The organism is Micromonospora pattaloongensis, from assembly GCF_900107255.1.
Taxonomy (GTDB): domain Bacteria; phylum Actinomycetota; class Actinomycetes; order Mycobacteriales; family Micromonosporaceae; genus Micromonospora_I; species Micromonospora_I pattaloongensis.
In genome coordinates this window covers 172,761-194,731 of the sequence record NZ_FNPH01000007.1, presented here as the reverse complement: position 1 = coordinate 194,731, position 21,971 = coordinate 172,761, and the positions used below count along the sequence as shown (strand labels likewise).

The 21,971-nt window shown below is 72.6% G+C and carries 18 protein-coding genes; 10 read left to right on the top strand and 8 right to left on the bottom strand.

All coding sequences use genetic code 11. From position 1 onward, the window contains the following. Nucleotides 1-191, bottom strand: a 191-nt coding sequence (locus BLW47_RS18780) for a glycogen/starch synthase (RefSeq protein ID WP_139307367.1), incomplete at its 3' end; no start/stop codon positions are given. Nucleotides 192-337: 146 nt separating this feature from the next. Next, nucleotides 338-2,275, bottom strand: coding sequence for an amylo-alpha-1,6-glucosidase (locus BLW47_RS18775; protein WP_091559328.1), 1,938 nt, complete (start codon nt 2,273-2,275; stop codon nt 338-340). A 52-nt stretch (nt 2,276-2,327) separates the two neighbouring features. Between BLW47_RS18775 and BLW47_RS18770 the strand changes: the two genes are divergently transcribed. The 3 genes from BLW47_RS18770 to BLW47_RS18760 all read left to right on the top strand — a co-directional run bounded on the left by BLW47_RS18770 (nt 2,328) and on the right by BLW47_RS18760 (nt 7,301). Next, nucleotides 2,328-5,033 carry an MGH1-like glycoside hydrolase domain-containing protein gene (locus BLW47_RS18770; protein ID WP_091559326.1) on the top strand — a complete coding sequence of 902 codons (2,706 nt, stop codon included), beginning with the start codon at nt 2,328-2,330 and terminating at the stop codon, nt 5,031-5,033. A gap of 389 nt (nt 5,034-5,422) precedes the next feature. Then, nucleotides 5,423-6,430, top strand: a complete 1,008-nt coding sequence (locus BLW47_RS18765; RefSeq protein WP_091559322.1) for a polysaccharide deacetylase family protein — start codon at nt 5,423-5,425, stop codon at nt 6,428-6,430. Between the two features lie 157 nt (nt 6,431-6,587). Beyond that, entirely contained in the window at nt 6,588-7,301 is a 714-nt protein-coding gene (locus tag BLW47_RS18760; RefSeq protein ID WP_091559318.1) for an AMIN-like domain-containing (lipo)protein, read from the top strand. Here the strand turns inward: BLW47_RS18760 and BLW47_RS18755 are convergent. From BLW47_RS18755 to BLW47_RS18735, 5 genes are all read right to left on the bottom strand, one after another. Continuing rightward, nucleotides 7,298-8,239 carry an Ig-like domain-containing protein gene (locus BLW47_RS18755; RefSeq protein WP_175543703.1) on the bottom strand — a complete coding sequence of 314 codons (942 nt, stop codon included), beginning with the start codon at nt 8,237-8,239 and terminating at the stop codon, nt 7,298-7,300. The genes BLW47_RS18760 and BLW47_RS18755 overlap by 4 nt on opposite strands. A gap of 137 nt (nt 8,240-8,376) precedes the next feature. Continuing rightward, nucleotides 8,377-9,123, bottom strand: a complete 747-nt coding sequence (locus tag BLW47_RS18750) for a MerR family transcriptional regulator (protein ID WP_091559312.1) — start codon at nt 9,121-9,123, stop codon at nt 8,377-8,379. A gap of 84 nt (nt 9,124-9,207) precedes the next feature. Then, a complete protein-coding gene (locus tag BLW47_RS18745) occupies nt 9,208-9,570 on the bottom strand; it encodes a DUF2203 domain-containing protein (RefSeq protein WP_091559308.1) in 363 nt (120 codons plus the stop codon). Nucleotides 9,571-9,648: 78 nt separating this feature from the next. Continuing rightward, the gene (locus BLW47_RS18740) at nt 9,649-9,924 is read right to left on the bottom strand and encodes a hypothetical protein (protein ID WP_091559305.1); all 276 of its coding nucleotides are present in this window, start codon (nt 9,922-9,924) and stop codon (nt 9,649-9,651) included. 76 nt (nt 9,925-10,000) lie between these two features. Next, entirely contained in the window at nt 10,001-10,432 is a 432-nt protein-coding gene (locus tag BLW47_RS18735; protein WP_091559301.1) for a RusA family crossover junction endodeoxyribonuclease, read from the bottom strand. Nucleotides 10,433-10,788: 356 nt separating this feature from the next. Here BLW47_RS18735 and BLW47_RS18730 point away from each other — a divergent pair, with 356 nt between their 5' ends. Genes BLW47_RS18730 through BLW47_RS18715 form a run of 4 tightly spaced genes read left to right on the top strand, consistent with a single transcriptional unit; the run spans nt 10,789 to nt 15,069 of the window. Then, on the top strand, nt 10,789-12,075 hold the full coding sequence (locus BLW47_RS18730; RefSeq protein ID WP_091559298.1) for an ABC transporter substrate-binding protein: 1,287 nt from the start codon (nt 10,789-10,791) through the stop codon (nt 12,073-12,075). After that, on the top strand, nt 12,072-13,016 hold the full coding sequence (locus tag BLW47_RS18725; RefSeq protein ID WP_091559294.1) for a carbohydrate ABC transporter permease: 945 nt from the start codon (nt 12,072-12,074) through the stop codon (nt 13,014-13,016). Before BLW47_RS18730 ends, BLW47_RS18725 begins: the two co-directional genes overlap by 4 nt. Continuing rightward, nucleotides 13,016-13,855: a carbohydrate ABC transporter permease gene (locus BLW47_RS18720; RefSeq protein WP_091559291.1), complete on the top strand. Its 840-nt coding sequence runs from the start codon at nt 13,016-13,018 to the stop codon at nt 13,853-13,855. Before BLW47_RS18725 ends, BLW47_RS18720 begins: the two co-directional genes overlap by 1 nt. Nucleotides 13,856-13,866: 11 nt before the next feature. Further along, the gene (locus BLW47_RS18715; protein ID WP_091559286.1) at nt 13,867-15,069 is read left to right on the top strand and encodes an ABC transporter ATP-binding protein; all 1,203 of its coding nucleotides are present in this window, start codon (nt 13,867-13,869) and stop codon (nt 15,067-15,069) included. A 137-nt stretch (nt 15,070-15,206) separates the two neighbouring features. Here the strand turns inward: BLW47_RS18715 and BLW47_RS18710 are convergent, their stop codons facing one another. Next, nucleotides 15,207-17,135, bottom strand: a complete 1,929-nt coding sequence (locus BLW47_RS18710) for a chorismate-binding protein (RefSeq protein ID WP_091559282.1) — start codon at nt 17,133-17,135, stop codon at nt 15,207-15,209. Nucleotides 17,136-17,411: 276 nt separating this feature from the next. Here BLW47_RS18710 and BLW47_RS18705 point away from each other — a divergent pair, with 276 nt between their 5' ends. The 3 genes from BLW47_RS18705 to BLW47_RS18695 all read left to right on the top strand — a co-directional run bounded on the left by BLW47_RS18705 (nt 17,412) and on the right by BLW47_RS18695 (nt 21,971). Continuing rightward, entirely contained in the window at nt 17,412-18,812 is a 1,401-nt protein-coding gene (locus tag BLW47_RS18705; RefSeq protein WP_091559402.1) for an FGGY family carbohydrate kinase, read from the top strand. 214 nt (nt 18,813-19,026) lie between these two features. Continuing rightward, the gene (locus tag BLW47_RS18700; RefSeq protein WP_245736749.1) at nt 19,027-21,552 is read left to right on the top strand and encodes a sensor histidine kinase; all 2,526 of its coding nucleotides are present in this window, start codon (nt 19,027-19,029) and stop codon (nt 21,550-21,552) included. Next, nucleotides 21,549-21,971, top strand: coding sequence for a roadblock/LC7 domain-containing protein (locus tag BLW47_RS18695; RefSeq protein WP_091559273.1), 423 nt, complete (start codon nt 21,549-21,551; stop codon nt 21,969-21,971). The genes BLW47_RS18700 and BLW47_RS18695 overlap by 4 nt, the downstream gene beginning before the upstream one ends.

Below are 21,971 nucleotides of genomic sequence, written 5' to 3'. Positions count from 1 at the left end.
TCCAGCGGCGCGCCCTCGGCGTGCCGGGTGACGACGGTGACCTCGTGGCCGGCGGCGGCCAGCGCGACCGACAGCGCGTGCACGTGGCGGCCGAGCCCGCCGACCACCACGGGCGGATATTCCCAGGAGAGCATGAGCACCCGCTGCGGTCGCGGCATCCGGATGTCGATCACTTCGGCGTTCGGTGCCATCGGCACGGCCCCCCTTCGTCGTCAGCCAACCCGGGCGCGCGCCATCGACACCGGGCGGGCGGTGCCGACGCGTCGCTGGGTTGCGGCCCATCGTGCCGAAGCCGCGATAACCAGCGAAGACACCCGGATTGCGAACGTGTAACCGCTTATCGGACGAGCCGTCGGGCGCGCAGCAACTCGGCCACGGACCAGGCCTGGAACGGGCAGCCGGTGGCGAGGTGCGGCGGCCGCGCGTCCGCCGTCTCACTGACGGAGCCTAAGCCAAATTCGGTCAAATGAGACTCGAGTCCGGTGAAGATGGCATGAACATCGACGGACGCCCGGGCGCACGCCGTGGCGTACGGGCCGATCAGCCACGGCCACACCGTGCCCTGGTGGTAGGCGCCGTCGCGCTGCGCCGGCCCGCCGCGGTGCCGGTCGCAGTAGCCGGGGGAGCCGGGGGCGAGGCTGCGCAGCCCGAGCGGGGTCAGCAGCGCCGCCGCCACCGCGCGCAGCGGCCCGGGCTCCGGCTCCAACGGCGCGTACGGCAGCGACCACGCCAGCAGCTGGTTGGGCCGGAACGCGTCGTCGTCGACGTTGGGGTCCCCGCCGAGCGGATAGTGCGCCGGCGCGTCCACCACGTCGTAGAGCCAGCCGCCCGGGGCGGGGAAGCGGTTGCGGAACCCCTCGTACGCGCGCCCGTGCGCGGTCGCCGCCGGACCCGGGTCGGCGCCGACCAGTTGGGCGAGTTCGGTCACCGCGGCCAGCCCGTTGACCCAGAGCGCGTTGATCTCGACAGGCTTGCCCTCCCGCGGGGTGATCGGCACCCCGTACACCCGGGCGTCCATCCAGGTCAGCGCGGTTCCCGGCGCGCCCTGGGTGAGCAGCCCGTCGGCCGGGTCGACCCGGATGCCGTACCGGGTGCCGGCCAGGTGCGCGGCGACCACGTCGCGCAGCGCCGGCAGCAGCTCGGCGGCCAGGTCGGTGTCGCCGGTGGCGGCCACGTGCCGGTCCACCGCGTGCAGGAACCACAGCGTCGCGTCCACGGTGTTGTACTCGACGGTGCCGGTGTCGGCGGTGTTGGCCAGCATCCCCTCCGACAGCGTCGCCGCGTACCGGCGCAGCAGCTCGCGGCCGGCCTCGGCGCGGCCCGTGCCGAGCAGCAGCCCCTCGTAGGCGATCATGGTGTCCCGCGACCACACCCCGAACCACGGATAGCCCGCCACCACGTCCGGGCCCGCGCCGCTGTCGACGATGAACGCGTCGGCCGCGTGCGCCAGCGTCGCGTCGACCGCGTCGACCGGCTTCGCCGCGGCCACCACCGCACGGCTGCGCTCCCGCGCCGCGGAGACCAGCTCCACCGCCGGCGCCGGCCGCTCGGCCAGCTCGCCCGCCCACGCCGACACCTCGACCACGTCGCCGGGACGTTCCAGCCGCCCGGTGAACCCGCCCGCGTACCAGAGATCCTCGGTCGCCTGCAGGCCGCGTTCGGCCTCCTCGCGGTGGTGCGCGCCGTGCCACCACTGCCCGGCCGGCTCCCAGCCCGGCCCGGCGATCCGGTACGCCGCCTCGATCACCGCCCCGTCCTCGACCGCCTCCATCCGCGGCGGCGGCGCGTCGGCGTAGCGCTCGGCGTGCGCGTCGCGCCACGTGCAGGCCGCCGCCAGGGTCAGCTCCACGGGGCCACCCGAGATCAGCCGGTGCACCACGCCGACGCACGGGCTGCCGTACGCCATCGCCAGCTCGCGCTCGATGACCACGTCGCCGATCCGCCACCGCCACCGCGGCACCCCGTCGACGAGGTCGAAGCGCTCCAGCAGCTCGAACCCGGTCGGGTCCACCGCGCCCGAGGCCCACTCGTGGGTGCCGAGCCGCACCTGCGCCCCCGATGGCAGGATCACCGCGGGGTCCAGGCTGGCCAGCGCGACCCGCCGCGTCGCGGGCGTCGGCCCGGCGACCACCAGCAGCCCGTGGTAGCGACGGGTGCGCAGCCCGCTCACCGTGCCCGTGGCGTAGCCGCCGAGCCCGTCGGTGACCAGCCACTCGCGGGTCGCGCCGGCCGCCAGATCGCCGCAGACCTGCGGCCCGAAACCGATCTCGATCAATGGTCCCCCCATCGCCGACCGGGATAAGCGCGTGTAACACGCCACCGGAACAATGACCCGTGTGGTCAAGTTCGTCTGGAAGATTGAGGATACGGAGGTGATCACCGAGGTGCCGGTTTCCGGGAGTGCAGGGAGCGTCGCGGAGCGGACCCGCCTGGCGCAGGCCGACGCGGGGGAGCAGCCCTGGCGGGCGTGGGGGCCCTACCTGTCCGAGCGCGCCTGGGGCACCGTGCGCGAGGACTACAGCGAGCACGGTACGGCCTGGGACTACTTCCCGCACGACCACGCCCGGTCCCGCGCCTACCGCTGGAACGAGGACGGCATGGCCGGCGTCTGCGACGACCGGCAGACGTTCTGCTTCGCGCTCGCGTTGTGGAACGGCGAGGACCCGATCCTCAAGGAGCGGATGTTCGGGCTCGGCGGCGACGGCGGCAACCACGGCGAGGACGTCAAGGAGTACTGGTGGTACCAGGACTCGACCCCGACCCATTCCTGGATGCGCTGGCGCTACCACTACCCGCAGGCCCGGTTCCCGTACGACGAGCTGGTGCGGGTCAACGCCGAGCGGGGCCGGGACGAGACCGAGTACGAGCTGGTCGACACCGGCGTCTTCGACGACGACCGCTACTGGGCGGTCACCGTGGACTACGCCAAGGCCGGCCCCACCGACCTGTGCATGGTGATCACGGTGGCCAACCGCGGCGACCAGCCGGCCCGGCTGCACGTGCTGCCCACGCTGTGGTTCCGCAACACCTGGGCGTGGCGGCTGCCCGGCCGCGATCACGTGCCGACCATCACCGGCGACGGTGACCGGCTGATCGGCGAGCACGCCGGCCTCGGCCAGCTCGTGCTGCAGGGCGACGGGGCGCCGACGCCGCTGCTCTGCGACAACGACTCCAACGCCGAGCGGCTGTGGGGGCTGCCCAACCGCACCCCGTACCCGAAGGACGGCATCAACGACCACGTCGTGGCCGGCGCCGACACGATCAACCCGGACCGCGTCGGGACCAAGGGGTCGCTGCACTACGTGCTCGACGTGCCCGCGCGCGGCGAGGCCCGGATCCGGCTGCGGCTCGCGCTGACCACGCCGCCGCCCGGCGGCGTCCCGGCGCCGCGACTCGACCTCGGCGCCGACCACGCCGCCACGGTGGCGGCGCGGCGCGCCGAGGCCGACGGGTTCTTCGCCGACCTGGCGCCGGCGGGGGCGTCGGCCGACGAGGCCGCGGTGCTGCGGCAGGCGATCGCGGGGCTGATGTGGGGCAAGCAGTTCTACCACTTCGACGTCGCGCAGTGGCTCAGCGGCGACCCCGGCTCCGCGCCGCCGCCCGGCCGGCGCTACGGCCGCAACAGCGCCTGGCCGCACATGAACAGCTTCGACGTGATCTCCATGCCGGACCCGTGGGAGTACCCCTGGTACGCCGCCTGGGACCTGGCGTTCCACTGCGTCACCATCGCCCGCGTCGACCCCGGCTTCGCCAAGGAGCAGCTGCTGTTGCTGCTGCGCGAGTGGTACCTGCACCCCAACGGCCAGATCCCGGCGTACGAGTGGGCGTTCGGCGACGTCAACCCGCCGGTGCACGCCTGGGCGGCGCTGAAGGTCTTCGAGATCGACGGCAGCCGCGACTACGGCTTCCTGGCCCGGGTGATGCATAAGCTGCTGCTGAACTTCACCTGGTGGGTCAACCGCAAGGACGTCGGCGGCAACAACGTCTTCGAGGGCGGGTTCCTGGGGCTGGACAACGTCGGCCCGTTCGACCGCTCCGCCGCGCTGCCCGTCGCCGGGGTGCTGGAGCAGTCCGACGGCACCGGCTGGATGGCGATGTACGCGCTGAACCTGCTCGACATGGCGTTGAAGCTGGCCGTGCGCGACCCGACGTACGCCGACATCGCCACCAAGTTCTTCGAGCACTTCGCCTACATCGCGGCCGGCGCGTACCAGCAGGGGCTCTGGGACGACGACGACTCGTTCTTCTACGACGTGCTGCGGCTGCCCGACGGCACCAAGGTGCCGCTGCGGGTGCGCTCCGTCGTCGGCCTGGTTCCGCTGGCCGCCACCACCACGCTCAGCTCCGCGACGCTGGCCCGGCTGCCGGAGATCGGCGCGCGGCTGCGCTGGTTCCTCACCAACCGCCCGGAGTACGCCGAGGTGATCGGCGCGCGCCGGCTCGCCCCGGACGGGCGGCAGCGGCGGCTGCTCTCCATGGTCGGCCCCGACCAGTTGGTGCGGATCCTCGCCCGGATGCTCGATGAGGAGGAGTTCCTCTCCCCGTACGGGCTGCGCACGCTGTCCCGCAGCCACCTGGACAAGCCGTTCACCGTGTCGCTGGGCGGCCAGGACTTCACGGTCGGCTACGAGCCGGCCGAGTCGACCAGCGGGCTGTTCGGCGGCAACTCCAACTGGCGCGGCCCGATCTGGATGCCGACGAACTTCCTGCTCATCTCGGCGCTGCGGGACTTCGCCGGCTTCTTCGGCGACGACCTGCTGGTCGAGTACCCGACCCGGTCGGGGGTGAAGCGCACCCTCGGCGAGGTCGCCGACGACCTGTCGCGGCGGCTGATCGCGCTCTTCCTGCGCGACGAGTGGGGGCGACGACCGATCTACGGCGCGTGCGAGCTGTTCCAGACGCATCCGGACTGGCGGGACCTGATCGCCTTCCCGGAGTACTTCCACGGCGACAACGGCGCGGGCCTCGGGGCCTGGCACCAGACCGGCTGGACGGCCCTGGTCGCCGACCTGATCCTCACCGTCCGCCGCTGAGGGGTCGCGCCCCACGCCGGGCGCGCCCCACGCCGCGCCTCCGCTCACTCGACGTCGACGGTTGTGCCGGGGCTGCGGCGCGCCCGGATCTACCGGAAGCTTTTCGGAACCGAGCGATCTTCTGGTGCGCGGCGGGTCTCCCTGATCGCACCCGCCACGCGCGCTCTTCCGGTGGTTAACAACAACGTCTTGTGCTCCGAAACGATCCGTAACATACTTCGGAATATTTCAATGTCCGCGCGTCGTGGTCAACGAGCGGTCCGGGCCCGCGCATCGATACCCGCGAATGCGTCTCGCTCCGGAAGTGCCGCGGAACGGCGACGCCGCTGCGGAGCTCGGCTGCCACCGTCGAGGTGCCCACGGGGCGGGACGGGAGAAAGGACGCACAGATGAGATCGACCAGATCTGCCGACCACGGCAACCGCAACCGGCGCACCCTGGTCACCGGAGTGGTCGCCGCCGCGTTGACGCTCGTCGCGACCACCGCCATCGCCACGACGTCCGAGGCCGCCGCCGCCTGCAACGGGTACGTCGCGCTGACCTACGACGACGGCCCCAACCCCGGCAACACCGCCAACCTGCTCAACGCCCTCCGGCAGAACGGCCTGCGGGCCACGATGTTCAACGTCGGCCAGAACGCCCGGAACAACCCGTCGTTGGTCCGGGCGCAGGTCGACGCCGGCATGTGGGTCGAGAACCACAGCTACACCCATCCGCACATGACGAGCCTGAGCCAGGCCCAGATGCAGTCCGAGCTGTCCCAGACCCAGAGCGCCATTCAGGCCGGCGGCGCCCCCGCGCCGAAGCTGTTCCGGCCGCCCTACGGGGAGACCAACTCGACGCTGCAGTCGGTGGCGTCCGGGCTCGGCCTGCGGACCGTCACGTGGGACGTCGACTCCGGCGACTGGAACGGCGCCACCACGGCGCAGATCGTGCAGAAGGCCAGCACGCTGCAGAACGGGCAGATCATCCTGATGCACGACCAGTACCAGACCACGCTCCAGGCGGTCCCGCAGATCGCCGCCAACCTGGCCAGCCGGAACCTGTGCGCCGGCATGATCTCGCCGAGCACCGGCCGGGCCGTCGCGCCCGACGGCGGCAGCCCCAACCCGCCGCCGCCGGGCGGCGGTAGCTGTACGGCGACGCTGTCGGCGGGTCAGAGCTGGAGCGACCGGTACAACCTCAACGTGTCGGTCTCCGGGGCGACCAACTGGGTCGTGACGATGACGATCCCGTCCCCGGCGAAGGTCATCGCGACCTGGAACGTCAGCACGAGCTGGAACTCCACCGGCAACGTGATGACCGCCCGGCCCAACGGCAGTGGCAACAACTGGGGCGTGACGATCCAGCACAACGGCAACCGCACCTGGCCGACGGTCAGCTGTCGGGTCGGCTGAACGACGGTGGGTGCATCTGTTGCCGCGCCGGCGACAACAGATGCACCCACAGCGCGCGCGTCAGAGCCGGGCTCCGTGCCGATCTGTCCGACGGCGTGAACCGGCGCTCCGGCTGGCGCGTCCACTCGGTATGACACGCTCCCGCGTACCACCGTTGATGTTCGCGTTGCTGCTGCTCGCGGCCGGATGCTACCGATCGCCGGACGCCGCGCCCCCGCGCACGCCCGAGACCACCACGCCCGGGACCTCGGCGGCGGCCGCGCCGTCGCCGAAGGCCCGCCCGGTCACGACATCGCCCACCGTCCGCAGGCCGGCGCCGACCGTCGGCAAGCCGGCACCGACCGGCTCGCCCTACCGCGTCCGGTACGGCTGGGCGATCCCCTCCGCACCGGCGCGCGTCGCGCACGCGGTGCGTCCGCCCATCGCGCCGCCGCCGGCGCCCGCCCTGCCGTACCTGGTCGAGATGAACGCCGCCGATCATCCCGAAGGCGAGCCCGGTTACAGCCGCTTCTCGTTCTACTTCCGCGGCGCGTTCCCCGGCTACGAGTTCCAGTACGTGCCGCGGGTGACGCACGACGGCAGCGGACGGCCCGTGGAGTTGACCGGCAACAGCTTCCTGCGGCTGCGGTTCACGCCGGCGCAGGCCCACGACGGCAACGGCCGCTCGTCGATCGAGCGGGCGCCGAACCGGCAGCTGGGCTTCCCGACGCTGCGCAGCTACGGGCAGGCCGGCGACTACGAGGGGTATCTGACCTACGGCTTCGGGATCCAGGTCGCGCCCGGAGGTGATCAGGTGATGCCGATCCGGATCGGCGAGATGATCCGCCCCGACGGCCTGCACGTGGTCGCCGTCGACGTCCGTCGCGGCTAGCGCCGCCACTTCGCGGCGTACGCGATCCGCTCCGGGGTGATCGTCACGTTGCCGGCGCGGTCGGTGACGCGGATCCGCCAGGTGAACCGGCCGTTGTACCTCGTGGTGTCCAGGCGGAACCCGTGCGGCGCGTTCGTGTCGATCTTCACCGTCACCCGGTTGACGACCAGCTCGACCAGCCGGATCCCGCGGGCGTCGCTCGCCGTCGCGACGATCGGGATCGTGCCGCGCACCTGCGCCGTGTGTCTCGGGCCCTTCGTCACCCGCACCGTCGGCGCGACGTGGTCGGCGTACACCGTCCGGGACACCACGGTCCGGTTGCCCAGCCTGTCCGTGAGCTGCCACTGCAGCTGGACGGCGCCGGTGTGGCCGGCCAGGTACACGAAACCGGTCCACGGCCACCGGGTGCGCCGGACCACCAGCTGGCCCGACACGTACAGCTCGGCGACGGCGACCCCGGCCGGATCGGTCGGCTGGACCACGCTGTTCACGAAGCCGGTCAGCGCCGCCTTGGAGTCGGGTGCCACGAAGTCGACGATCGGACCGGCGTGGTCCGCGATGACGCTCACGGTCGCTGCCGCGGAGTTGCCCGCCGCGTCGAACGCCTCCACCCTGATCGGGACGCTGCCGTTGCGGCCCGTGGTGTCGACCGGCACCGTCCACGGCTCGGCGGAGCGCGTGCCGGCCAGCACGCCGGCGGCGTAGACGTCGACCCGGGTGACGCCGACGTTGTCGGTGGCCGCCGCGCGGACGTTCACGACGCCGCGTACCCGAAGGTTGGCCGCCGGGCTGATGATCGAGACGGCGGGTGGCTCGGCGTCGGTCTCCTCGGCGGCCACCGGAGCGGGCGAGGCGATCAACGCGGCCACGACCGAGGCGGCGAGGGCGGCCCGCCCGCGCCGTGCGTGCGGGCCGGCGAGCCCAGACCTGTGCGCCACCCGCTCCACCTCTCACCCGCCGCGGCCGTCCGATGACCACCTGATCGGCGGGCACCCGCCGGATGTGAGGCATCGCCGCTCGCCGCTCGCCGTGACGGTCGGCGGACGGGTCTGCAGCCCCGTCCACCTCGAACCGGCTAGTCGCGCAGGTGGCGCTCCGCGTACACCTTCATCGCGTCGCGGACCAGCACCGCGGTGCCAGCGCCGTGGCGATCGTAGTTCGCGGTGAAGCGCGGATCCGCCACGTACATCTCGCCCAGCCCGACCAGGTACCCCTTCGTCGGGGTGGTCGTGCTCGACAACCACGCGACGTGCCGACGCGTGATCGCCTGGACCTCGTCGCTCTCCGGCGACCGGCCGGCCAGGCAGGCCCGGCCGTAGTCCGCGGCGATGTCGAGTTGCTGCTGCTGGAACGCCTTCTTCTCGGCGTCGCTCAGCGAGCGCCACCAGCGGTCGCCCTTCTCCCAGGCGTCCCGACCCCACCGCTGCGTCACTTCCCCCGCGTACCGGGTGTGGTCGAAGCCGTCGAACATCTCCTCCGCCATGAGTTGCTCACCTCCCTCCATTCTGCGCAGTGTCGTGGTGACCGACTCGATCTGCCGGGCGAGCCGCTGGCGTTCCTGCTCCAGCAGCCGCACATGCGTCCGGAGCGCCACGGCGGTGTCCCGCTGCCCGTCGAGCACCTCGGCAATGGCCGGCAGGCCCAGGCCGAGCTCGCGCAGCAGCAGGATCCGCTGCAGACGGAGCAGGGACTCCCGGTCGTAGTAGCGGTAGCCGTTGCGCCCGATCCGGGTGGGCGGGAGCAGCCCGAGCTGCCCGTAGTGGCGCAGCGTCCGGCTCGTTGTCCCGGCCGCTCTGGCGAGCTCCTGGATCGACCACTCCATCCCCGACCACCTCCCGTCGATCGCGTCGGTGATTCCACCGTAAAAGTTGACGTAGCGTCACAGTCAACCGATCGCGGGTGGGGGTCAGGGGAGGCGGCGACGGCCCGCGACCCCGAGGTCGGGGCGGTGGTACCAGGCCAGCTCCGGCTCACCCTCCAGCCAGCAGAGCTGCGCCGGGGCGCCGTCGATGTCGGCGGGGAAGTCGATGAGCAGCGGCGCCAGGCTCTGCAGCTCGGCCCCGGTCTGCTGGACCTCGGTCATCAGCTCGTCGAGCCGGGCCTGCGCGCCCTTCCACTCCGGTAGCCCGCCGAGCGGCGTCGGCGCACCACCGTCGGTCAGGGACGCGGCGAGCTCGGCCGCGTCCGCCCGGATCGCCACCAGTTCGTCGAGCACCGGCCGCAGCCGCGCCAACTCCCGCCGCGCCTCGGCCAGCGTGAACAACCCCATCCGCCCGAGTCTGCCATCGCCGACCGCCGCCCCACCGCGGGCGGGCGCGCCGTACCGCGGCGGAGTCGGCGATCGGAGCTAGCCGAGCTTGCCACGGACGATCGCGACGGCGACCCGGCAGAACTCGTCCATGTCCGGTTCGAAGCCCGCCGCGATGTCGGGATGCAGCCCCGCCTTCGTCTCGTCCAGCAGTCGCTGGCACACGGTCTCCACCGGCTCGCCGCCGTACGTGGTGCGCACCCGGTCGGCCGCGGCTTGCAGCGCCGACGTCAGCTGCTCCTCGAGCGGACCGCGCAGCTTCTTCTCGACCGGACTGAGGCCGGTGGGATCCAGCGTGATGTGCGGCTCGGACATGGCTGCCTCCCTCGTTCGGGTGCCGCCGTACCCGGAGACGGTGCCGCGTCAAACTCCGTGCACTCCGGGCGCCGGCTCACTCCGAGTCGGACAGGGCGGCGATCCGTACCAGGTATGACGGCTCGTCGGCCGCCTCCTCCCGGTAGGAGATCTGCCGGATCTGACGGTCATCGGTGTAGAGCGCGACGTCGACCAGCACGCCCAGGTGGGCCAGGCTGCGGTCGCGCGCCCGCCTCTTATCTTGCAGTACGTCGCCGATCCCGCCGAGGAAGTTCGACGCATCCCCCGACGGGTGGCCGGGCGGGCAGCGCAGCACCACGTCCAGCGAGACCGGTTCGGCCAGCGGCGTCCAGCCGCTGCGCTGGGCGGCGGTGCACGCGGCCTGGAGCAGGGCGCGCACCCGTCCGGCCTGGCGGTGGCCGGCGGCGAGCATCGACAGACCCTCGTTCTTCAGCGGCGGCAGCCCGGCAACCTCGAACGACAGCGTGCGCGTGCCGATCTGCGGCATCACGGCACCTCCTCGGCGCGCCGCTGGGCGGGCAGCGGCAGGGTGGGGGCGCGGCGTGCCGCGCCGGTCCTCCAGGGGCGGTGTCGGCGTCGGCGGCGACAACGTATCTATCGACGGTACCGAGATCGGCACCCTGCGCACCAGCCTCCGAACGTCGCGCGCCGCGCCCCGCGGTGGTGTGACACACGGTTACATCGTGTTTGGTCTTTGCATACGCCGGGCAAGAAAGGCCACCACGACGCGCACCCTCCGCCCGAGCGCAGCAGCGCCACGGCCAGAGTGCGGGTCTTTTCGCCGTGCGACGGGGCACATCCCCTGCCCCCGCGTGCGCGCGTCGGAAAGGGAGGCGGGGAAACATGAGCGGATTCCAGCCGGGGCGCTCCCGGTGGGGTCGACGGGCACGCGTGATCGCGGCGGCCGCCGCGATCACGCTGGTGGCGCCGATGGCCGCGTGCGCTTCCGGCGGTGGCGGCGGCACGCCGACCATCAATCTGTACTACGGGCCCGAAGAGAACCTGCAGAAGGTGGTCGACGACTGTAACGCGGCCGCGGCCGGGCGTTACCGGATCGACTACCACGTGCTGCCGCGTCCGGCGGACGACCAGCGGGTACAGATGGTCCGGCGGCTCGCCGCGCAGGACAGCGGCATGGACGTGCTGGGGCTCGACGTGACCTGGACGCACGAGTTCGCCAGCGCGAAGTGGCTGCGGGAATGGACCGGCCAGCGCCGGGCCGAGGCGCAGCGCGGCACACTGCCGGGGCCGCTGGAGTCCGCGAGCTACCAGGACAAGCTGTACGCGGCGCCGAAGAACACCAACACCCAGCTGCTGTGGTACCGCACCGATCTGGTGCAGCAACCGCCGAAGACCTGGGACGACATGATCGGCATGGCCCGGGACCTGAAGGCGCAGGGCAAGCCGTACCAGGTGATCACGATGGGCGCCCAGTACGAGGGCCTCGTGGTCCTCTACAACACCATGGCGGCCAGCGCCGGCGGCACGATCCTCAGCGCCGACGGCGGGAAGGCGGTCTTCGACGACAACGCCGTGCGGGCGCTCGAGCTGCTGCGCCGCTTCGCCACCGCCGGGGTGACCAACCCGTCGTTCACCAACGCGTACGAGGACGACGCGCGGTTGCAGTTCGAGTCGGGCAACGCCGCGTTCCAGCTCAACTGGCCGTTCGTCTACCCGGCGATGCAGAAGGGCGCGCCGGAGCTGGCGAAGAAGGTCGGCTGGGCGCGGTATCCCGGCGTCGACGCCGACACCCCGAGCCGGGTCACCATCGGCGGCTACAACCTCGCCGTCTCGGCGTACTCGAAGCATCCCGAGCAGGCGTTCGACGCGGCGCTGTGCCTGCGCAGCCCGGAGCACCAGAAGTTCTCGGCGATCAATGACGGCGTGCCGCCGACCATCGAGAGCCTCTACGCCGACCCGGAGGTGGCGAAGGCGTACCCGATGAAGGACGAAATCCTCGCCGAGCTGAAGGACCCGGCGATCCGTCCGCTCACCCCGGCGTACCAGAACCTCTCCACCGTGATGTCGGCGACGCTGTCGCCGCCGGCGGCGATCGACCCGGAGCAGACCGCGGCGACGCTGCGCACGGCGATCCAGGACGCGCTGGAGTCGAAGGGAGTCCTGCCGTGACCGTTCTTGAACGCGAAACCCCGCCCGTCGAGGCGGAACCGCCGAAACGGAAGGCGCCGCTGAGCGAGGGGAAGAAGGCGGAGCGCCGGCTGGGCTGGCTGCTCTGCGCCCCCGCCGCGATCGTGATGCTGGCGGTGACCGCCTACCCGATCCTCTACTCGGTCTGGCTGTCGCTGCAGCGCTTCGATCTGAAGTTCCCCGACCAGCGGCGCTTCGTCGGCCTGGAGAACTACGTCACCGTGCTCACCAACGAGTACTGGTGGACCGCGTTCGGGGTGACGATGCTGATCACTGTCGTCACCGTCGCGGTGGAACTGGTGCTCGGCATGGGGCTGGCGATCGTCATGCACCGCACCCTCGTCGGGCGGGGGATCGTCCGCACCGCGGCGTTGGTGCCGTACGGGATCGTCACGGTCGTCGCCGCGTTCTCCTGGCGGTACGCGTGGACGCCGCAGACCGGCTACCTGGCGACGCTCTTCGGCGACGGCGCGCCGCTGACCGAGAAGGCCAGCGCGCTGGCGATCATCATGCTGGCCGAGATCTGGAAGACCACGCCGTTCATGGCGCTGCTGCTGATGGCCGGCCTCGCGTTGGTGCCCGAGGATCTGCTCAAGGCCGCCTCGATGGACGGGGCGAGCGCGTGGCAGCGGTTCACCAAGGTGACGCTGCCGGTGATGAAGCCGGCGATCCTGGTGGCGCTGCTGTTCCGCACGCTCGACGCCTTCCGGGTCTTCGACAACATCTACGTGCTGACCGCCGGCGCCAACGAGACCTCATCGGTGTCGATGCTCGCCTACAACAACCTGCTGCGCGGGCTGAACCTCGGCATCGGTTCGACGATGTCCGTGCTGATCTTCCTGGCCGTCGCGGTGATCGCGTTCGTCTTCGTGAAGCTGTTCGGCACCGCTGCCCCCGGCAGCGCCGATGAGGGGAGGCGTTGATGGCGAGCCTCGACACGGGCGCCGCGGCGAAGTGGCGGTGGGGCCTGCTCGACCTCGTCGTGGTGGTCTTCGCGCTGGTGCCGGTGCTGTGGATCGCGTCGCTGTCGTTCAAGACGACCGCCACGCTGACCGACGGCAATTTCATCCCGCGGGAGTGGACCCTCGACAACTACCGGACCATCTTCTCCACGGATCAGTTCGTCCGGGCGCTGATCAACTCGATCGGCATCGCGCTGATCGCCACGGCCATCGCGGTCGTGCTCGGCACGATGGCGGCGTACGCGATCGCCCGGCTGGACTTCCCCGGCAAGAAGCTGCTGGTCGGTGTCTCGCTGCTGATCGCGATGTTCCCGCAGGTGTCGCTGGTCTCGCCGCTGTTCGAGATCGAGCGGAAGCTGGGACTCTTCGACACCTGGCCGGGGCTGATCCTGCCGTACATCACGTTCGCGCTGCCGCTGGCCATCTACACGCTGTCGGCGTTCTTCAAGCAGATCCCGTGGGACCTGGAGAAGGCCGCGAAGATGGACGGCGCCACCCAGGCCGAGGCGTTCCGGAAGGTGATCGCGCCGCTGGCCGCGCCGGGGGTGTTCACCACCGCGATCCTGGTCTTCATCTTCTGCTGGAACGACTTCCTGTTCGCGATCTCGCTGACCTCCACGGAACGGTCCCGGACCGTGCCGGTGGCGCTGTCGTTCTTCACCGGCGCGTCCCAGTTCGAGGACCCGACCGGGGCGATCGCCGCGGCCGCCGTGGTGATCACCATTCCGATCATCCTGTTCGTGCTCTTCTTCCAGCGCCGCATCGTCTCGGGCCTGACGTCCGGCGCCGTCAAGGGTTAGGTGGGTAGCTCGTGGCCGACATCGTGCTGGACAAGGTGAGCAAGAAGTACCCGGACGGGACCGTCGCGGTCCGCGACGTCGACCTGGAGATCGCCGACGGCGAGTTCGTGATCCTGGTCGGGCCCTCCGGCTGCGGCAAGTCGACGACGCTCAACATGATCGCCGGGCTGGAGGACATCAGCTCCGGGGAGCTGCGGATCGGCGGCGAGCGCGTCAACGACCGGGCGCCGCGGGACCGGGACATCGCGATGGTGTTCCAGTCGTACGCGCTGTATCCGAACATGACCGTGCGGGAGAACATGGGCTTTCCGCTGAAGCTGGCGAAGCTGTCCCGGTCCGAGATCGACCGCAAGGTCGAGGAGGCGGCCAAGGTGCTGGAGCTGACGCAGCTGCTGGACCGCAGGCCGGCGAACCTCTCCGGTGGGCAGCGACAGCGCGTCGCGATGGGGCGCGCGATCGTCCGCAACCCGAAGGCGTTCCTGATGGATGAGCCGCTGTCGAACCTGGACGCCAAGCTGCGGGTGCAGATGCGTACGGTCGTGTCGCGGCTGCAGAAGAAGCTGGGCACCACGACCGTCTACGTCACCCACGACCAGACCGAGGCGATGACGCTCGGGGACCGGGTGGTGATCATGCGCGGCGGGGCGGTGCAGCAGGTCGGCGCGCCGCAGGAGCTGTACGACCACCCGAAGAACCTCTTCGTCGCCGGGTTCATCGGCTCGCCGTCGATGAACTTCCTGCACGCCGCCGTCGACGGCGGCCGGTTGCGCACGGCCCTGGGTGACCTGCCGCTCGGCGACCGCCTCCGCCGGACGCTGGAGGGCGCCGACGCGCCCCGGGAGTTGATCCTGGGCATCCGGCCGGAGCACTTCGAGGACGCCGAGCTGATCGACGACGCGGCGCGGGAGCACGGCGGGGAGTTCGAGGCGCCGGTCGATCTGGTCGAGTCGATGGGCTCCGACAAGTACGTCTACTTCTCGCTGGAGGGCGAGCGGGCCAGCGCCGCCGAGCTCGACGAGCTGGCCGCCGACGCCGGCGCGGGCGATCTGCCGTCGTCGGGCTCGAACCTGATCACCCGGCTGTCGGCGGAGTCGATTGTTCGGGAGGGCGAGCCGCAGCGGGTCTGGTTCAACCTGGACAAGATCCAGCTGTTCGACCCGTCCAACGGGCGCAACCTGACCCTGGAGCAGCCGGCGGCCGCTTCGGTCGGCTGAGACGACGACCGCGCCGACCCGGCCCGGTGGGCCGGGCGAGGCGGCGATGACGCCAGGACCGGTGGTACCGGGCGGGGGCTCTCAAACCCGCCCGGCGCCACCGGCTCGTCCTGGCTACCCCGGATTTTCCGGACTAATCATGTGTGTCCGCCGGTGACGCCGCCGAGCGCCGGCGCCGGCGCGAGCAGATCGGCGAGCAGATCACCCAGCACCGTCAGCCCGTCCCGGCTCAGCACCGACTCCGGGTGGAACTGCACGCCCGCGAAGCCCGCGCCCCGCAGCGCGTGCACCGCGCCGTCGGCCGCGTCGCGGGCCAGCCGGACCGGACCGTACGGGCTCGCCAGCTCGTCGACGTCCGCCAGCGCGGTGAAGGTGGAGTAGAACCCGACCCGGCGCGCCGCGCCGAACAGGTCGATCTCCCGCTGCAGCCCCTGGTAGGGGGCGCTGCGCCGGTGCAGCCGCAGCCCCAGCAGCCCGGCGAGCAGCTGGTGGCCGAGGCAGACCGCCAGCAGCGGGCCGCCCCCGTCGAGTCGCGCCGTGATCAGCCGCCGCATCGCCGCCATCTTCGGGTCGTCGACGCCGCGCGGATCGCCGGGGCCGGGCCCGGCGACCAGCAGCGCGAACTCGTCCGCGTCGCCCGGCGCCGTCCACGGCCGCAGCGTCACCGACAGCCCCAGCGCCCGCAACTGGTGGGCGAGCATCCCGGTGAAGGTGTCCTCCGCGTCGACGATCAGCACCCGCCGGCCGGCGAGCCCGGCCCGGGTCGCGGCGCCGGGGGAGCGCTGCTCGAGCCAGAAGCGGGCCAGCCGGTCGTTGCGGGCGGCCAGCGCGGCCCGCACCTCGGGGTCGTCGGCGAGCCGGACCGCCTCCGTGCCGGCGGACCGGGGCGCCGCCGGTGGGCGCAGCCCGAGCGCGGCGAGCACCCCGGCCGCCTTCGTGTGGGTCTCGGCGACCTCGCCGGCCGCGGTCGAGTGGCGTACCAGGGTGGCCCCGACCGGCACCCGCAGCTGCCCGTCCGGGGAGAGCTCGACGGTGCGGATCAGGATGGGCGCGTCCAGCGTCTGCCGTCCCGCGTCGTCGTGGCCGAGCAGCGCCAGCACCGCCGCGTAGTAGCCGCGCCCCCGGCGCTCGTGCCGCGCGATGACCCGGCAGGCGTTCTCCATCGGGCTGCCCGTCACGGTCGGGGCGAACATCGTCTCGCGCAGCACCTCCCGCACGTCGAGCGAACCCCGCCCGGCCAGCAGGTACTCGGTGTGCGCGAGGTGCGACATCTCCTTCAGGTAGGGGCCGATCACCTGTCCGCCGTGCTCGGCGACGGTCGCCATCATCTTCAGCTCCTCGTCGAGCACCATGTACAGCTCGTCGGTCTCCTTCGGGTCGGCGAGGAAGCGCAGCAGCGCGGTGCGATCGGCCCCGTCGGGCCCGTGCCGGAACGTGCCGCTGATCGGGTTCATCATCGTCAGCCCGTCCTCGACGCTGACGTGCCGTTCCGGACTCGCGCCGACCAGGGTGCGCGCCCCGGTGTGCACGAGGAACGTCCAGTACGCCCCACGCTCGCCGACCAGCAGCCGGCGCAGCGCGGTCAGCGCCGCCGACAGGGGCGTTCGCCCGCCGGCCAGCCGGGCCGTGTAGGTGCGGTGGATGACGAAGTTCGCCCCCTCGCCGCGCCCGATCTCGTCGCGCAGCACCCGGCCCACCATGTCGGCGTACTCGTCGTCGGAGATGTCGAACCCGCCGCCCGTGGTCTCGATCGCCGCGTCGGGCAGCAGCGCCAGCGCCGCCGCCAGCGGCACCGTCTCCTGCCCGGCCACCGCCAGGCACTCCAGCGGCGCGCCGTCGTCGACGCAGGCGAAGCCGCGCTCGGCGATCTGCCGGTACGGCACCAGCGCCAGCGTGCGCGGTCCCGGCGCGCCCGCGGGCAAGGGGAGGTCGGCGAGCCGGTCGACGGTCGTCACCGGGCCGGTGAGAACCTCCACCTGGTCGGCGCCCTCGCGTCGGAGCAGGGCGAACGGGCCGGGATCGGAGCCGGCGGCGATGGCGGTGAGCAGCTGCTGCAGCAGGGTCATGTCTCGTTTCCTCGGGCCGGGTGACCGTCCGTCGGGGCGTCGGTGCGCCGGGGAAACGCGGCGGCCGCCTCGATGGGCGGCCGCGTGGGGTGAGCTACGCGCGGAGGAGGGCCGCCGGGATGGCGGGCCACCAGGAGTTGAGTCGCGCGGGCATGGCGGTAAGCGTACGGTCGCCGCGGCGTGGGCGACAAGGCGCCGCGGGATGCGTCCAGATGCTGGACGGCGGGGCGCGCGGTCGGGGAGATGGCCTGGATCGCCACCGGTACGGTGGCGGCGATGAGCATTCTCGCCCTGGACCTCGGGACCTCCTCGGCGCGGGCCATGGTCCTCGACAGCGCCGCCCGCCCGCTGCCGGGGGCGCTGGCGCGCCGTAAGGTCGTCATCACCCAGGGCCGTGACGGCGCCGCGACCATCGATGTGGCCGTCTACCTGGCCGCGGTGGTCGAGTGCCTGGACGAGCTGTCCGCGGCCGGCCGGCTCGACGGCATCGCGCTGGTGGTGGCCACCGGGCAGTGGCACTCGCTGCTCCCGGTCGACGTCGCGGGCACGCCGCTGGGACCGGTGATGACCTGGCTCGACACCCGGGCCGTCGCGCCGGAAACCGTGTCCGGGCCGGTCGATGCGGCCGCGTTCCACCAGCGCACCGGCGCCTGGTGGCACCGCTTCTTCTGGACCGTGCGGCTGCGCTGGCTGCGCGAGCGGCTGGGCCCGGGCCCGGTGCGCTTCGTCGGGTTGCTGGAGTACGTCTATGCCGTGCTGCTCGGCGACGCGCCGATGTCCGTCTCGCAGGCCTCCGGCACCGGCATGCTCGATCTGGCGACCCTCGACTGGGACCCCGAGGCCGTCGAGCTCGCCGGCGTACGGCCGCGTGAGCTGCCCCCGCTGGCCCCGGCGGGCTGGCGCGGCCGGTTGCGCCCCGAGTACGCCCGGCGCTGGCCGGGGCTGCGGGACGTGCCGTGGGCGCCGTCGACGGGCGACGGTGCAGCCTCCAACGTCGGATCGGGCTGTGTGGACGCCACCCGCGCCGCCGTCACCGTCGGCACCTCGGCCGCGGTCCGGCTGGTGCAGCCCGTCCCGGCCGGGCGCCCGCTGCCGCCGCTGCCGCAGACGCTCTGGCGCTACCGCGTGGACCATGAGCGCATCGTCACCGGCATCGCGTACTCCTCGGGCGGCAACCTCTTCGCGTGGGCGCGGCGGGAGCTGCGGCTGCCGCGCGGCCCGGAGCTCGAGGCGGCGCTGCAGCGGGTGACCCCGGGGGCGGGGGTGCGGGCCGACCCGCGCTTCGGCGGCGACCGGCCGCCGGGGCAGGCGCCGCCGGGCTCCGGGCAGCTGGCCGGGCTCAGCTTCGACACGACCGCGGTGGAGCTGCTCGCCGCGCTGATGGACGGGGTTTGTCAGCAGGTCGCCGCCGATCTGCGGCTTCTCGAGTCAACTGTGGACCGGACGGTGGAGGTCGTACTGGGCGGCGGCGCGGTCGCGGCCTCGCCGTGGTGGCGGCGGGCGTTCCACGAGACGCTGGCGCCACGGTCGGTGCGTCGGGTGGCCAATCCGGAGGTCGGTGCGACTGGGGCCGCGTTGCTGGCGCTCGGCGCTCTCGATGGACCGGGGGGCCTCGACGCCATCGGCCGGACGGATGAGGGCGGCTCGTCGGGATCGGCAGACCCGGTCAGCCGCTGACTCCGTAGTGTCCCTTACCCCTGGTCGACGCGTTGACACCGGTCCGACGGCTGGTTGGGATGGACTCCGCTCGTCGGCGCGGCCGGTATCGAGGTATGTGACAGGAGGCGTGGTGGTTGCAGCCCCGGGACCGTCCACAGGCGCGGTGCCGCACCACCGTCGTGGCCGCCCCGACGTCAGGGTCGCACCGCACCGCCGCCGCTCGCGCCTGCGGATGCGCGACTGGCGCATCGGCACCAAGCTCGGCGCGGTGCTGGTCATCCCGTCGGTCGCGTTCCTCGTGCTGGCTGCCGTCCAGACCAGCTCCCTGATCGGGCAGTCGACGGTGCTCAGCGAGTTCTCCCGGCAGGTGTCGGTCGGGCAGGAGATCACCGCGCTGGTCCACGAGTTGCAGCAGGAGCGCGACCGCAGCGCCGGGGAGCTGGCCGGCCGCAAGGCGGCGCCGGAGCGCTACGACGTCGCGCTGGGCACGCGGTCGCTGCAACCACACTACGAAGCGGTCGACCGCGCGACGGAGCAGTTCCGGTCGGCGGCCGACCCGCTGGCGCTCGGCGACGCCGCCTGGCGGGTGTCGTACGGCCGGGTGACCGAGGGACTGGAGCAGCTTCCCGGCCTGCGGGCGTCGGTCGCGGGTGGACTGGTCAGCACGGCCACGGTCGTCGGCAACTACACGCGCATCATCGAGGCGCTGCTCACCCTGCTCGCCGAACCCTCGCCCGGCGCGGAGCATCCGGAGCTGACCGAGGCGGTGCTGCGGTACGTGCAGCTGGCCCGGATCAAGGAGATCGGCTCGAGGATCCGCAGCCGCCTCTACAACGCCGCCCGCGCCGGGCAGTACGGCCCGGAGGACTTCGTCGAGCTGACGGACCTGCGAGCGCAGCAGCTCACCGCGCTGGCCGAGTTCCGGATCACCGCCACCAGCCGGCAGGTGCAGCGCTACCAGCTGGCCGCGGCCGACGGGCGGTTCACGGCGGCGCTGGCGCTGGAGGAGACCACGTTCGCCTCCAGCGGTGACAGCCCGGCGGTCCTCAACGCGACGCAATGGTGGTCGCTGAGCCAGGATCGGCACCATCTGCTGCGCCAGGTGGAGCAGGACGTGCTCGGCGCCGCGGCCGACGAGGCCGGCGCGCGCAGTTCACGGCAGCTGCGGGAGACGCTGACCGTCGCCGGCGCCGTGCTCGCGGTGCTGTTGACGGCCTTGCTGACGTCGATCGCCATCGGCCGGTCGATCGCCCGGTCGTTGCGGATCCTGCGCGGCCAGGCGTTGCAGGTCGCGCAGTTCGATCTGCCGGACGCGCTGGAGCGGCTGCGCACCGTCGACGCGGGCATTCCGGAGATCGAGGTCCCGCCGGCGCCGATCCGGTCGATGGACGAGATCGGCGAGGTCGCCGAGGCGTTCGTCGCGGTGCACCGCAGCGCGGTGAGCGTCGCGGTCGAGCAGGCCGCGATGCGCCGCAATGTCAACGCGATGTTCGTCAACCTGGCCCGCCGCAGCCAGGTGCTCGTGGAGCGGCAACTCGAGCTCCTCGACGAGCTGGAGCGCGAGGAGAGCGACCCCGACCAGCTGGACAACCTGTTCAAGCTCGACCACCTGGCCGCCCGCATGCGACGCAACGACGAGAGCCTGCTGGTGCTCGCCGGGACCGAGGGCAGCCGGCGGTGGCACCAACCGGTCGCGCTCTCCGCGGTGATGCTCGCCGCGATGGCCGAGATCGAGCAGTATCCGCGGGTGCGTCAGGAGGTGGGCGACGATCCGCACATCGTCGGGCACGCCGTCGCCGACCTGGTGCACCTGCTGGCCGAGCTGCTGGAGAACGCCACCGCGTTCTCCCCGCCGTACACGACGGTGCGGATGAGCGCGGGAGTCGACCGTGAGCGCGGCGTGACGATCGAGATCGGCGACGAGGGCCTGGGCATGACCGAAGCGGCGCTGGCGCAGGCCAACGTGCTGCTGGCCGCTCCGCCGGCCGCGGACGTCGCGGCGTCGGAGCGGATGGGTCTGTTCGTGGTCAGCCACCTCGCCGCCCGGCAGGGCATCCGGGTGCGGCTGCGGCTGGCCGACCGCGGCGTGGTCGCGGTCGTGGCGTTGCCGCCGGCCCTGCTCGGACCGGCGCCGGCGGCGCCCGCCGGCCGTACGTCGCCCGCGCCCCAGGCCGGGCTCGCCGCGGCGGCGCCCCGACCGATGCTCGGCGGGCAGCCGGCGCCGGTGCCGGCCGAGAGCGTCGCCGCGCCGGCCGGACTCGGCGTCGAGCTCGGGGCGGCCCCGGCGCGCGCGGGTTCCGCGCCGCTGGTCGTGCCGCAGTTCGATCTGCCGGTGGCGGGTCGTCGTCCCGATCCGCTCCCGGCGCCGGTCGAGCCGCCGCGCCCGGCGCACCGGGCCGATGCCATCATCGCGTCGGCGGCCGGTGGCGACAGCGGCGCCGGCAGCGTCTGGTGGGAGCGGCAGCGCGGACCCGCCGTGGCGGCCGAGCCGGTCGCCCCGCCCCGGCCCGAGACGCCGGTCACCGGCGGGGTCAGCGCGAGCGGACTGCCGATGCGGGTGCCGATGGCGGCGCTGCCGATCGTCACCGAGTCCGCGTCGCCGACGTCGCCCGCGCCGACGCGCCGGGAGCCGGATCCGGACGCGGTGGGAAGCATGCTGTCCCGGTTCTATGGCGGGGTACGGCGGGCAGAAGCAGAGGACACCACCGAGATAACCTTGGCGCCGGCGGTCCGGCGCGGCGAAGAGGAGCAGCATTGAAGACGCTCAGTCAAGAAGCCCGTGATCTGAGCTGGCTGGTCAGCGCGTTCGCGGAGCGCGTTCCGGGCGTCGCGCACGCGATCGTGGTCTCCACCGACGGGCTGCTGGTGGCGGTCTCCGATCACCTGCCGCGCGACCACGCGGACAAGCTCGCGGCGGTGACGTCGGGGTTGTCGAGCATCACCACGGGCGCTGCGCAGATGTTCGACGGTGACGTGGTGAAGCAGACCGTCGTGGAGATGGGCCGGGGCTATTTCCTGGTCATGAACATCCGCGACGGGTCCATTCTGGCCACTCTGGCGGCGGCCGACGCCGACATCGGCGTCGTGGGCTACGAGATGGCGCGCCTGGCCAAGCAGGCGGGGGAGATGCTCACGCCGGCGCTGCGCGAGGAGTTGCAGCAGGCATTGCCGCGCTGA